This window comes from Pseudomonas sp. PS01298 (assembly GCF_029959745.1).
In the GTDB taxonomy this organism is placed as follows: domain Bacteria; phylum Pseudomonadota; class Gammaproteobacteria; order Pseudomonadales; family Pseudomonadaceae; genus Aquipseudomonas; species Aquipseudomonas aylmerensis.
In genome coordinates, this window is sequence record NZ_JASCPP010000033.1 from 42,973 (window position 1) to 55,343 (window position 12,371).

General features: G+C 59.1%; 11 protein-coding genes and 1 tRNA gene. 11 read left to right on the plus strand and 1 reads right to left on the minus strand.

The window, feature by feature from the left end; all coding sequences use genetic code 11:
• Positions 1 to 357 precede the first annotated feature (357 nt).
• From thrS to QMX97_RS14180, 10 genes are all read left to right on the plus strand, one after another.
• Entirely contained in the window at positions 358 to 2,280 is a 1,923-nt protein-coding gene (gene thrS, locus QMX97_RS14135; RefSeq protein ID WP_065903656.1) for a threonine--tRNA ligase, read from the plus strand.
• On the plus strand, positions 2,280 to 2,831 hold the full coding sequence (gene infC, locus QMX97_RS14140) for a translation initiation factor IF-3 (RefSeq protein WP_169850653.1): 552 nt from the start codon (positions 2,280 to 2,282) through the stop codon (positions 2,829 to 2,831). Before thrS ends, infC begins: the two co-directional genes overlap by 1 nt.
• A 60-nt stretch (positions 2,832 to 2,891) precedes the next feature.
• Positions 2,892 to 3,086, plus strand: a complete 195-nt coding sequence (gene rpmI, locus QMX97_RS14145) for a 50S ribosomal protein L35 (RefSeq protein WP_002553160.1) — start codon at positions 2,892 to 2,894, stop codon at positions 3,084 to 3,086.
• A 30-nt stretch (positions 3,087 to 3,116) separates the two neighbouring features.
• Positions 3,117 to 3,473 (plus strand): 50S ribosomal protein L20, encoded by a 357-nt coding sequence (gene rplT, locus QMX97_RS14150; protein ID WP_002553161.1) that lies wholly within the window; start codon positions 3,117 to 3,119, stop codon positions 3,471 to 3,473.
• 109 nt (positions 3,474 to 3,582) lie between these two features.
• A complete protein-coding gene (pheS, locus tag QMX97_RS14155; RefSeq protein ID WP_034099107.1) occupies positions 3,583 to 4,599 on the plus strand; it encodes a phenylalanine--tRNA ligase subunit alpha in 1,017 nt (338 codons plus the stop codon).
• Between the two features lie 26 nt (positions 4,600 to 4,625).
• Positions 4,626 to 7,004: a phenylalanine--tRNA ligase subunit beta gene (pheT, locus tag QMX97_RS14160; RefSeq protein WP_282397102.1), complete on the plus strand. Its 2,379-nt coding sequence runs from the start codon at positions 4,626 to 4,628 to the stop codon at positions 7,002 to 7,004.
• A 3-nt stretch (positions 7,005 to 7,007) separates the two neighbouring features.
• Positions 7,008 to 7,310 carry an integration host factor subunit alpha gene (ihfA, locus tag QMX97_RS14165; protein ID WP_002553164.1) on the plus strand — a complete coding sequence of 101 codons (303 nt, stop codon included), beginning with the start codon at positions 7,008 to 7,010 and terminating at the stop codon, positions 7,308 to 7,310.
• Positions 7,291 to 7,647, plus strand: coding sequence for a MerR family transcriptional regulator (locus QMX97_RS14170; protein ID WP_003174972.1), 357 nt, complete (start codon positions 7,291 to 7,293; stop codon positions 7,645 to 7,647). The genes ihfA and QMX97_RS14170 overlap by 20 nt, the downstream gene beginning before the upstream one ends.
• A gap of 90 nt (positions 7,648 to 7,737) precedes the next feature.
• Positions 7,738 to 7,814 (plus strand) — tRNA-Pro (locus QMX97_RS14175).
• Positions 7,815 to 8,063: 249 nt separating this feature from the next.
• Positions 8,064 to 8,612: a cytochrome b/b6 domain-containing protein gene (locus QMX97_RS14180; RefSeq protein WP_106803202.1), complete on the plus strand. Its 549-nt coding sequence runs from the start codon at positions 8,064 to 8,066 to the stop codon at positions 8,610 to 8,612.
• 58 nt (positions 8,613 to 8,670) lie between these two features.
• Here QMX97_RS14180 and QMX97_RS14185 read toward each other — a convergent pair whose 3' ends face one another.
• Positions 8,671 to 9,522 carry a lipopolysaccharide biosynthesis protein gene (locus QMX97_RS14185; RefSeq protein WP_282397103.1) on the minus strand — a complete coding sequence of 284 codons (852 nt, stop codon included), beginning with the start codon at positions 9,520 to 9,522 and terminating at the stop codon, positions 8,671 to 8,673.
• 255 nt (positions 9,523 to 9,777) lie between these two features.
• Between QMX97_RS14185 and QMX97_RS14190 the strand changes: the two genes are divergently transcribed.
• Positions 9,778 to 12,183, plus strand: coding sequence for a TonB-dependent receptor (locus QMX97_RS14190; RefSeq protein ID WP_282397104.1), 2,406 nt, complete (start codon positions 9,778 to 9,780; stop codon positions 12,181 to 12,183).
• The last annotated feature ends 188 nt before the right edge of the window (positions 12,184 to 12,371 follow it).

Below are 12,371 nucleotides of genomic sequence, written 5' to 3' on the forward strand. Positions count from 1 at the left end.
TTTGGGTCGAGGACGAACGGCGATTCTCAGTGGGTTTGAGGCATGGCGTACAGCTCAAGTTCACTTTTGCAGCTATAAAGGCCGGAATTTGCGTTTACGCAAGATGCCGTCGGCGCGATGACCGTTCATCTGTGCTAGCATCTTGCGCTTGGCGAATTCCGGGCGTGCCAATTGCCGCCTTGCCATGTTTCTTTTTAGCTCACTCCAGTCACTCTGGTTCGATTATCGGTTGGCCGAAAGGCTCCTGCCGCTGTAAGGCAGGCGTTCATCACTGAACGGCCTGGTGTTGGATCTTGTACTGGCTCATCCCAACCCACGTGACCTTTGGTAGGGGTCACCACTAGGAGAGGAGGCGCCATGCCAACTATTACTCTTCCCGACGGCAGTCAACGTTCATTCGATCATTCGGTTTCCGTAGCCGAGGTCGCCGCATCCATTGGTGCAGGCCTGGCCAAGGCCACCGTGGCCGGCAAGGTCGACGGCAAGCTGGTGGATGCCAGCGACCTGATCACCCGTGACGCCAGCCTGCAAATCATCACGCCCAAGGATCAAGAGGGGCTGGAGATCATTCGCCACTCTTGCGCGCACTTGATTGGCCATGCAGTCAAGCAGCTGTACCCGACCGCGAAGATGGTGATCGGCCCGGTCATCGAAGAAGGCTTCTATTACGATATCGCCTACGAGCGTCCTTTCACGCCGGACGACCTGGCGGCTATCGAGCAGCGCATGCACGCGCTGATCGAAAAAGATTACGACGTGATCAAGAAGGTCACGCCGCGCGCCGAAGTGATCGACGTGTTCACCGCCCGTGGCGAAGACTACAAGCTGCGTCTGGTGGAAGACATGCCGGACGAGCAGGCCATGGGCCTGTATTACCACGAAGAATATGTCGACATGTGCCGTGGCCCGCACGTGCCGAATACACGCTTCCTCAAGTCGTTCAAGCTGACCAAGCTGTCCGGTGCCTACTGGCGCGGCGACGCGAAGAACGAGCAACTGCAGCGGATCTACGGCACTGCCTGGGCTGACAAGAAGCAGCTGGCGGCCTACATCCAGCGCATCGAAGAAGCTGAAAAACGCGACCACCGCAAGATCGGCAAGCGCCTGAACCTGTTCCACCTCCAGGAAGAAGCGCCGGGCATGGTGTTCTGGCACCCGAACGGCTGGACCCTGTACCAGGTGCTCGAGCAATACATGCGCAAGGTTCAGCGCGAAAACGGCTACCTGGAGATCAAGACTCCACAAGTCGTTGACCGCAGCCTGTGGGAGAAATCCGGGCACTGGGCCAACTACGCCGACAACATGTTCACCACCCAGTCGGAAAACCGCGACTACGCCATCAAGCCGATGAACTGCCCGTGCCACGTGCAGGTATTCAACCAGGGCCTGAAGAGCTACCGCGAGTTGCCGATGCGCCTGGCCGAGTTCGGTGCCTGCCACCGTAACGAGCCCTCGGGTGCGCTGCACGGCATCATGCGTGTGCGCGGCTTCACCCAGGACGACGCCCACATCTTCTGCACCGAAGAGCAGATGCAGGCCGAATCCGCCGCGTTCATCAAGCTGACCATGGATGTCTATCGCGATTTCGGCTTTACCGAAGTCGAAATGAAGCTGTCCACTCGTCCGGAAAAACGCGTCGGTTCCGACGAGCTGTGGGATCGCGCCGAAGCTGCCCTGGCCGCAGCGCTAGACAGTGCGGGCCTTGCGTACGACCTGCAGCCGGGCGAGGGGGCCTTCTACGGGCCGAAGATCGAGTTCTCGCTGAAAGATTGCCTTGGCCGTGTCTGGCAATGTGGTACCTTGCAGCTCGATTTTAACCTGCCGATCCGTCTGGGAGCCGAATACGTCTCCGAAGACAACAGCCGTAAACACCCGGTTATGCTGCACCGGGCGATCCTCGGCTCGTTCGAACGGTTCGTCGGGATCCTGATCGAGCACTACGAGGGGGCATTCCCTGCGTGGCTGGCTCCGACCCAGGCAGTGATCATGAATATCACTGATAAACAGGCCGATTTTGCCGCTGAAGTTGAAAAAACTCTCAACGAAAGCGGATTTCGTGCCAAGTCCGACTTGAGAAATGAAAAGATCGGCTTTAAAATCCGCGAGCATACTTTGCTCAAGGTTCCCTATCTTTTGGTTATCGGAGATCGGGAAGTCGAGATGCAGACTGTCGCTGTGCGTACTCGTGAAGGTGCTGACCTGGGCTCGATGCCCGTCGCCCAGTTCGCTGAGTTCCTCGCGCAAGCGGTTTCCCGGCGTGGTCGCCCAGATTCGGAGTAATTATTATTAAGCGTGAAATGAGACAAGATAAACGAGCTGCACCGAAAGCCCCGATCAACGAGAATATCTCGGCACGCGAGGTTCGGTTAATTGGCGCTGACGGCGAGCAGATTGGCATCGTCTCGATTGATGAAGCGCTTCGTATCGCTGAAGAGTCCAAATTGGACCTGGTGGAAATCTCCGCCGACGCAGTCCCGCCTGTTTGCCGGGTGATGGACTACGGCAAGTCGATCTTCGAGAAGAAGAAGCAGATTGCTGCGGCGAAGAAAAACCAGAAGCAGATTCAAGTAAAAGAAATCAAGTTTCGTCCAGGGACGGAGGAAGGGGATTACCAGGTAAAACTGCGCAACCTGGTACGTTTCCTGAGTGATGGGGACAGGGCCAAGGTATCCTTGCGATTCCGCGGCCGTGAGATGGCCCACCAGGAGCTGGGGATGGAACTCCTCAAGCGGGTTGAAGCTGACCTGCTCGAGTACGGTTCGGTCGAACAGCATCCTAAGATGGAAGGACGCCAGCTGATCATGGTCATCGCCCCGAAAAAGAAGAAGTAATCAACAGGGCACGGCAGGCCTTCTGATTATGTTTATCAACTGAATGCGGAGTATCCGAACATGCCAAAGATGAAGACTAAAAGTGGTGCTGCTAAGCGGTTTCTGAAAACTGCTAACGGTATCAAGCACAAGCACGCTTTCAAGAGCCACATCCTGACCAAAATGTCGACCAAGCGTAAGCGTCAACTGCGCGGTAGCAGCTTGCTGCATCCGTCTGACGTGGCAAAAGTCGAGCGCATGCTGCGCCTTCGTTAATTTTTGGATCAAGAATAGAGGAAGTAACTCATGGCTCGTGTAAAGCGTGGCGTCATTGCCCGTAAACGTCACAAAAAAATTCTGAAACTTGCTAAAGGCTACTACGGCGCACGCTCACGCGTATTCCGTGTTGCCAAGCAAGCGGTAATCAAGGCAGGCCAATACGCCTACCGTGACCGTCGTCAGAAAAAACGTCAGTTCCGCGCTCTGTGGATCGCTCGTATCAACGCTGGTGCTCGTGTTAACGGTCTGTCCTACAGCCGTTTCATCGCTGGCCTGAAAAAAGCGTCCATCGAGATCGACCGTAAGGTTCTGGCTGATCTGGCAGTGAACGAAAAAGCGGCGTTTGCTGCGATTGTCGAGAAAGCTAAAGCCACCTTGGCTTAAGTACCCCCGACAGTCACCCTGGGTCACTCCTGTGGCCCAAGGTGTTAAACGTCATAAATAGGGGAAGAGCCTTCAAGCTCTTCCCCTATTTTGTATCTGGAGTCTGTACATGGAAAACCTGGACGCGCTCGTCGCTCAAGCTCTTGAGGCTGTGCAAAGCGCTGAAGATATCAATGCCCTGGAGCAAATCCGGGTTCACTACCTTGGCAAAAAGGGCGAATTGACTCAGGTGATGAAGACCCTGGGGAATTTGCCGGCTGAAGAGCGTCCGCAAGTCGGTGCGCTGATCAACGTTGCCAAGGAGCGTGTCACAGAGGTGCTCAATGCGCGCAAGGCGTCGCTCGAGGAGGCCGATCTAGCGGCCAAGCTCGCCGCCGAGTCGATTGACGTGACCTTGCCTGGCCGTGGCCAGGCCTCGGGCGGTCTGCATCCGATCACCCGGACTCTGGAACGAATCGAGCAGTTCTTCACCCACATCGGCTACGGCATTGCCGAAGGCCCTGAGGTCGAAGACGACTATCACAACTTCGAGGCGCTCAACATCCCAGGCCATCACCCGGCCCGGTCGATGCACGACACCTTCTATTTCAACGCGAACATGCTGTTGCGCACCCATACCTCGCCGGTACAGGTCCGCACCATGGAAGCGAACAAGCCGCCGATCCGCATCGTCTGCCCAGGCCGTGTGTACCGTAGCGACTCCGATATCACCCACTCGCCGATGTTCCACCAGGTCGAAGGCCTGCTGGTTGATCGCGACATCAACTTCGCCGACCTCAAGGGCACCATCGAAGAGTTCCTGCGGGTGTTCTTCGAGAAAGAGCTGGCGGTGCGCTTCCGTCCTTCGTTCTTCCCGTTCACCGAGCCGTCCGCCGAAGTCGACATGGAATGCGTGATGTGCAGCGGTAAAGGCTGCCGCGTCTGCAAGCAGACCGGCTGGCTGGAAGTGATGGGCTGCGGCATGGTTCACCCCAATGTGCTGCGCATGTCCGGGATCGACCCGGAAGAGTTCTCGGGCTTTGCCTTCGGCATGGGCGTCGAGCGCCTGGCCATGCTGCGTTACGGCGTGAATGACTTGCGTCTGTTCTTCGACAACGACTTGCGGTTCCTCGCGCAATTTCGCTAGTCGTAACGAATCTTTAGGAGAGCAGGATGAAATTCAGTGAACAATGGCTGCGTGGCTGGGTAAGCCCGCAGGTAGGTCGCGACGAGCTGGTTGCTCGTCTGTCGATGGCCGGCCTTGAGGTCGATAGCGTGACGCCGGCCGCCGGTGTTTTCAGTGGCGTGGTGGTGGGCGAGGTGCTGAGCACCGAGCAACATCCAGACGCCGACAAATTGCGTGTGTGCCAGGTCAGTAATGGCGCGCAGACCTTCCAGGTCGTGTGCGGAGCGCCTAACGTGCGCCCGGGCCTGAAGATCCCGTTCGCCATGATCGGTGCCGAGCTGCCAGGCGACTTCAAGATCAAGAAGGCCAAGCTGCGTGGCGTCGAGTCCAACGGCATGCTGTGCTCCCAGGCCGAGCTGCAGGTGGGCGAGGGCAACGACGGCTTGATGGAGCTGCCGGCCGACGCGCCGGTTGGCCAGGACATTCGTGTCTACCTGGAACTGGAAGACGCCAGCATCGAGGTCGACCTGACCCCGAACCGTGGCGACTGCCTGTCCCTGGCCGGCCTGGCCCGTGAAGTGGGCGCGCTGTACAACGCCCCCGTGACCCGCCCCGTGGTCGCTCCTGTAGCGGCAGTGCACGATGAAGTGCGCTCGATCGAAGTGCTGGCACCCAACGCCTGCCCACGTTACCTGGGTCGGGTAATCCGTAACGTCGACCTGTCCAAGCCTACTCCGCTGTGGATGGTCGAGCGTCTGCGTCGCGCTGACGTGCGCAGCATCGATGCCGCTGTCGACATCACCAACTACGTGATGTTGGAATTGGGCCAACCGCTGCACGCGTTCGATCTCGCCGAAATCAACGGTGGCATCCGCGTACGCATGGCCGAAGAAGGCGAGAAGCTGGTGCTGCTCGATGGCCAGGAAGTCAGCCTGCGTGCCGATACCCTGGTAATCGCCGACCATTCCCGCGCCCTGGCCATTGCCGGTGTGATGGGTGGCGAGCACAGCGGTGTATCCGCGACTACCCGCGATATCTTTCTGGAGAGCGCGTTTTTCGACCAGATCGCCATCGCTGGCAAGGCGCGTTCCTACGGCCTGCACACCGATGCCTCGCACCGCTACGAGCGTGGTGTGGACTGGAAACTCGCCCGTGAAGCCATGGAGCGCGCCACGGGCCTGCTGCTGGAAATCACCGGTGGTGAGGCGGGTCCGATCACTGAAACCGTCAGTGAGCAGTACCTGCCGTCCATTGCGCCGATTACCCTGCGTGCCAAAAGCGTCGAGCAGATGCTCGGCCTGGTGATCGCTCCGGCTGAAATCGAGCAACTGTTGTCCGCTCTCGGCCTGGGTATTACCGCCGGTGGGGAAGGGCAGTGGCACGTTGAAGTGCCAAGCCATCGCTTCGATATCAGCCTGGAAGTCGACCTGATCGAAGAACTGGCGCGTCTATACGGTTACAACCGTCTGCCGGTTCGCTACCCGCAAGCCCGCCTGGCACCACAACCCAAGGCCGAGGCGCGTGCGCACTTGCCTGAGTTGCGCCGTCTGCTGGTTGCCCGTGGCTACCAGGAAGCGGTGACCTACAGCTTCATCGACCCGAAGCAGTTCGAACTGTTCAACCCGGGCGTCGAGCCGCTGCTGTTGGCCAATCCGATCTCCAATGACATGGCTGCCATGCGTTCGTCGCTGTGGCCTGGCTTGGTGAAGGCGCTTTCCCACAACCTGAACCGTCAGCAAGACCGCGTGCGCATGTTCGAAAGCGGCCTGCGTTTCGTCGGTCAACTCGATGGCCTCAAGCAAGAGCCAATGCTGGCGGGTGTGGTCTGTGGCAGCCGTCTGCCGGAAGGCTGGGCGCAGGGCCGCGATGGCGTGGACTTCTTCGACGTCAAGGCCGACGTGGAAGCGGTACTGGGCTTTGCCGGTGCGCTGGATGACTTCACTTTTGTACCGGGTCAGCATCCGGCACTGCATCCGGGCCAGACTGCACGCATCGAGCGCGAAGGTCGCCTGGTGGGTTTCGTGGGGGCTATTCACCCTGAGCTGTCGAAAACCCTGGGGCTGGACCGCCCAGTCTTCGTTTTCGAGCTGGTCCTGGCTGAAGTCGCCGCGGGCAAGATGCCTAAATTCAGCGAGTTGTCGCGCTTCCCTGAAGTGCGTCGCGACCTGGCGCTGATCGCTGACCGTGAAGTGGCCGCCACTGCCGTTCTGGATGTAATCCGTGAAAATGCAGGGGAATGGCTGACAGACCTCAGGCTATTTGACGTCTATCAGGGTAAAGGCATTGATCCGCATAGAAAAAGCCTTGCAGTTGGCTTGACCTGGCAGCATCCATCGCGCACTCTTAATGACGATGAGGTGAATACCACGACACAAAATATCCTCACCTCGCTCGAACAAAGGTTGAACGCCACGTTAAGGAAGTGACGTATGGGGGCTTTGACGAAAGCTGAGATGGCGGAACGTCTGTACGAAGAGTTGGGTCTGAACAAACGCGAGGCCAAGGAATTGGTCGAGCTGTTTTTTGAAGAGATCAGGCACGCTCTGGAAGACAATGAGCAGGTCAAATTGTCCGGTTTCGGCAATTTTGACCTGCGGGACAAACGCCAGCGGCCTGGCCGCAATCCAAAAACGGGAGAAGAAATCCCGATCACGGCTCGCCGTGTGGTCACCTTTCGTCCAGGGCAGAAGTTGAAGGCCCGAGTTGAGGCTTATGCTGGAACCAAGTCATAACGACGAGCTACCCGTCATCCCAGGCAAACGCTACTTCACCATTGGTGAAGTCAGCGAGCTATGCGCGGTAAAGCCGCACGTGCTGCGCTATTGGGAGCAGGAGTTTCCTCAACTCAACCCCGTCAAACGCACCGGGAACCGTCGGTATTATCAGCGCCAGGATGTGCTGATGATCCGACAGATCCGTGCGTTGCTGTACGACCAGGGGTTCACCATCAGTGGTGCGCGCCAGCGCATGTCCGGTGATGAAGCCAAAGACGACACCACCCAGTACAAGCAACTGATCCGCCAGATGATCTCCGAACTCGAAGATGTGCTGGTGGTTTTGAAGAAATAAATCCGGCTTTTAAAATACTTCCACATTTCAAAAGCTTGCGGTATATTCCTGATCGCTTCGTTGCGAAGCAAACCCAGTAACACGCCTAGTCGGGGCGTAGCGCAGTCCGGTAGCGCACTAGCATGGGGTGCTAGGGGTCGAGTGTTCGAATCACTCCGTCCCGACCATATTTTCAATGACTTAGCCCAATCTGAAACGATTGGGCTTTTTCATGCCCGTAAAAAAGTAATCGCGCCTCGCAGGCTGGCCACGAAGGTCGGTGTAGTCCCCACTTTGCTACTGCTGCAGCCTATCTGAAGACCCTCCATCCCCCCTGAAAAATCAGAAAACTCGATCATCATCATCGGCATTTTACGGTTTTTCGATAACGCCCATTGACGATAATCCAAGCTTCTCAAAAAGGGAGGGCTATCCGAATGTCGAAGGCAGAAAGCTATACGGCCACCGCGAAGTGGTTGCACTGGGGCATGGCGCTGATCTGGGTGGTGGCTTGGTTTGTCGGGATTGTGGCGGTGCATTGGCGCGATGAGCTTAACCCTCAGCACCAGCTCACCTTTGTCCATAAGGCGATGGCCAGCGTTCTGCTCTTGCTTATCGTGCTGCGTGTTGGCTGGCGCCTTACACATGCGGCCCCGGCGATGCCTGCGACGATGAGCCCGCTGATGCAGCGGGGCGCGTTCGTCGGTCATCTGCTGTTGTACGGCGTCGCGCTTGTGGGGTTGCCGATGTCTGGCTGGTACTGGAGTTCGGTTGCAGACAAACCCATCCTGCTCGCCGGGTTGTTGCTGTTGCCGCCGCTGGTGGAGCCCGATCAAAGTCTCTATGACTTGGCGAAGGCCATCCACACCTACACTGCCTGGCTATGCGGGGTACTTGTGGGTGGGCATGCATTGGTGGCGCTGAAGCATCACTTCATAGACAAGGACAACGTGCTCGCAGGCATGCTGCCCGGCCGCGGCGATTGAAGAGGGAGCGTGATCGGCGCGCTCCAGGGCTTGGGCCCTGGAAGTGCTGCGCGCAGGCTTACTGGAGCATCGCCTGGACTTCCCCCAGCGTCACGCGGGGTATGACGCTCTCGGGGATCCGCGAGCAGTCGGAGAAGTTGTACACCATGAAGTCATTACCCATGACCTTCCTGGACATCAGTTCGAGCGAGGGAAGGATGCGGGTTTCATAGTGCTCATCGAGCCCGCAGGGCGACTTGACCGAGTCTTGGGTCTCGTAGAACCGTCCCGAATTTTCATGCAGGTCGACGCCGACCAGAAAGACCTTGGTGAAGCCTGCGTGGTAGGCCAACTGGATGGCCAGGTAGGCCACGGTTCGTGCGTCGAAAAAGCCCTTGCTCATGTCTTTGCTGAAGCCTACCGGCCTTTTGCGCATTGCGAGCAGGGAGTGGTCGGCCACCAGGGCAGCGTGTCTGCCCATGGCCGCATCGAGCCAGGAGGGTCTTTTCGCCTTGGTCAGCCGATAGAGCTGCCCGGTCGGACGCGCACGGGACGATTGCGCGTGGTCCTCCCACAGCGCCACGCGTTTGCTGGTTGCCATAGCGTATTTGAATAAATCCGGCTGTTGCTTGGAGAAGCTTCTGTCGGTGCAGGCGTAAAAAAACGGTTGGATGTCTGTGTTCAGAAACATCGAGACAGCGCCATTCATCGTGATCATAGGCACGTGCGCAAACGTTTCGAACGGAAACGACTTGGCTGACAGGCCGGAGGCAATAATGAATACGGCGCCTGATTCGATATTCCGACAGCTATCAAAGTCGTGCACAGCCTGCTGGCTTGCGTTACCGTGCCTGGGGCCTGAGAGGCGGGCATACAGAGCGTCCTTGGCGGCGCCAGCATGCTCGGTCTCGACGAAGGACATCTGTTTCATCCGACCCATCCGTGTAGTGAAATGAAAATAGGTACATCAGCCGACCCGGAAGCTTCGTGGGAGTTCCTTTATAAAAAAGACTACATAAACGGACGCTTCGAAAAATCCGAAACTCTTGTGGCTCTTTTCCCCATTTTTCAGGGAGGTGGCGTCGCCATTTCCCTGCGATGTTGAAGAAAGTTGGCCGAAGCCTGTCCCCTTTTTTCGCCTCGCCTGTCATTCCAGGCAAGTGAACAAAATCGAGAGCTTCCTCCAATGCCCGCAGTTCTACCTTTGCGCTTGCGCCCGTTGCTGAAACTGAGCCTGATGCTGAGCCTCAGCGCCAGCCCGTTGTTCGTCCCCGTCAGCTATGCCGAAGACACCGCCGCCCGGCGCAGTTACCAGGTGCCGGCCGGCAGCCTGAGCGCGGCGCTGACCCGGTTTGCCGGGTTGTCGGGCGTCAACCTGTCCGTCGACCCGGCGCTGGTCAGCGGCCGCAGCAGCAGTGGCTTGTCCGGTGAATATGGGGTGGAGGAGGGCTTTGCCCGCTTGCTGCAAGGGTCGGGCCTACAATTGCAACCGATGGGCGACCGCGATTACATGCTGGTGCCGATACCGGATGGCAGCAGCCTGGAGCTGGCGCCGACCTCGATTCTCGGCACCACCGGCCTTTACGACGGCGACACCTACGCCGGTGGCCAGGTGGCGCGGCGCGGCTCGCAGGGCCTGCTGGGCACGCGGGACTTCATGGAAACCCCGTTCAGCATGACCACCTACACCCAGGACGCGGTGAAAAACCAGCAGGCGCGCACGCTCGGTGACCTGATTGCCAGCGACCCGTCGGTACGCGCCACCAACCCGGCCGGTGGGCGCTATGAACAGTTCACCATCCGCGGCTTCAGCCTGTTCAACAGCGATGTGGCCTACAACGGCCTCTACGGCGTGTTGCCGACCTACACCATCGACATGGAAATGGCCGACCGCGTCGACATCTTCAAAGGCCCGACCCAGTTGATCAACGGCATCTCGCCGCGTGGCAGCGTGGGCGGCGGGATCAACGTGGTGCCCAAGCGCGCCACCGACAAGGACATCAACTCGTTTACCGGCAACTGGGCCTCCGACAGCCAGGCCGGCGGCGCCGTGGATGTAGGGCGGCGCTTTGGCGAGGACAACAAGTTCGGTATCCGCTTCAACGGCGTCAAGCAGTCCGGCGACACCGAGTGGGACCACCAGAGTGTCGACCGTGAAATGGCCGTGCTCGGCCTGGATTTTCGTGGCGAGCGCCTGCGCCTCTCCACGGATATCGGTCACACCGAGCGCGACACTGATGCCCCGCAGGAGCGGGTGCAGGTGGCAGCCAATGCGCCGGTGCCGAGCGCCAATGATGTGCGTCGCAATTACGCGCAGTCCTGGAGCAAGGCCAGCACCAACGACACCTTCGGGACGGTCAACGCCGAGTACGACCTCAGCGATAACGTGATGCTGTACGGCGGTATGGGCGCGCGCAAAAGTAACCACGACTTCCTGCGCCATGCAGTGTCTGTGACCAACGCCGCCGGCGACTTCCTGGTGCTGCCGCGCGATTTCACCCGCGATGAAAATGTGCGCACCTACACCGCCGGCGTGCGCAACTGGTTCCAGACCGGCTCGGTGAGCCATGAGGTCAACCTGGCCGCCAGCTACTTCTATATGGATTTCGAAAACGGCGGCGCACGGTATGCGCAGGGTCGCAGCAACCTCTACAACCCGGTGCAGATACCGACACCCTCGGTGCAAACCCGCCCCGATCCGAAGGTCTACACCGAGAACCGCTTCAGCGGCGTGGCGTTGTCCGACACCCTGGGCTTCTTCGACGACCGCCTGCTGTTGACCCTCGGCGCGCGCTGGCAGCGGGTCAAGGTGGATGACTGGAACAACGGGGTCAAAGGCCGCACCGCCTACGACGAGGAAAAGGTTTCGCCGTCCGGTGGCCTGTTGTTCAAGGCCACCGACAAACTGTCGCTGTATGCCAACTACATGGAAGGCCTGAGCCAGGGCAAGGTCGCGCCGTCGACCTCGGCCAACGACGATGAAATCTTCCCGCCGTTCATCAGCCGCCAGGTGGAAGTCGGCGCCAAATACGACGCCGGCGCCTTTGCGGTGACCGCTGCGGTGTTCCGTATCAAGCAGCCTGCCTACGAAACCAATGCCATCACGACGGTGTTCGGTCCCAACGGCAAGCGCCAGAACACCGGTGCGGAGCTGAGCATGTTCGGCGAGCCGCTCAAGGGCGTGCGCCTGCTCGGCGGGGTGATGTACATCGACAGCAAGCTGCAGGACACCACCAACGGCGCCACCAACGGCAACCGCGCGCCGGCCACGCCCAAGTACAACGTCAACCTCGGCGCCGAATGGGATGTGCCGGGCCTCGAAGGCTTGACCCTGACCAGCCGTGGCATCTACTCCAGCTCGCAGTACCTGGACACCTCCAACGTCAAGGAGATCGACGCCTGGAACCGTGTCGACGTCGGCGCGCGCTATGCGTTCAAGGTGGATGACAAGCACATTACCTTGCGCGCGAACGTGGAAAACGTCGCCGATAAACGCTACTGGAGTTCGGCGGGAGCGTCGGATGACAGCGAGCCGGGGCTGACCCTGTCGACACCGCGTACGTATTTGCTGTCGGCTACTGTCGATTTCTGATCGCTGTGACGGGTATGCCTGGGGGGGCTTTCTCAGGCTTTCTAAGGTGAGCCTGCAGGACGGGGTGCGCAGGATCTTTTGTGGCGAGCGGGCTTGCCCCGCGTTGGGCTGCGCAGCAGCCCCTTTCAAGCAAAATGCGGTGTGCCAGGCATTCCATGCTGATCTGTTTTGGGGCTGCTACGCAGCCC

Bases quoted from the DNA above. Each gene is read 5' to 3' on its own strand.
- thrS (WP_065903656.1), top strand. From the start codon at position 358: ATGCCAACTATTACTCTTCCCGACGGCAGTCAACGTTCATTCGATCAT.
- rpmI (WP_002553160.1), top strand. From the start codon at position 2,892: ATGCCAAAGATGAAGACTAAAAGTGGTGCTGCTAAGCGGTTTCTGAAA.
- rplT (WP_002553161.1), top strand. From the start codon at position 3,117: ATGGCTCGTGTAAAGCGTGGCGTCATTGCCCGTAAACGTCACAAAAAA.
- pheS (WP_034099107.1), top strand. From the start codon at position 3,583: ATGGAAAACCTGGACGCGCTCGTCGCTCAAGCTCTTGAGGCTGTGCAA.
- pheT (WP_282397102.1), top strand. From the start codon at position 4,626: ATGAAATTCAGTGAACAATGGCTGCGTGGCTGGGTAAGCCCGCAGGTA.
- ihfA (WP_002553164.1), top strand. From the start codon at position 7,008: ATGGGGGCTTTGACGAAAGCTGAGATGGCGGAACGTCTGTACGAAGAG.
- QMX97_RS14170 (WP_003174972.1), top strand. From the start codon at position 7,291: ATGCTGGAACCAAGTCATAACGACGAGCTACCCGTCATCCCAGGCAAA.
- QMX97_RS14180 (WP_106803202.1), top strand. From the start codon at position 8,064: ATGTCGAAGGCAGAAAGCTATACGGCCACCGCGAAGTGGTTGCACTGG.
- QMX97_RS14185 (WP_282397103.1), bottom strand. From the start codon at position 9,522: ATGAAACAGATGTCCTTCGTCGAGACCGAGCATGCTGGCGCCGCCAAG.
- QMX97_RS14190 (WP_282397104.1), top strand. From the start codon at position 9,778: ATGCCCGCAGTTCTACCTTTGCGCTTGCGCCCGTTGCTGAAACTGAGC.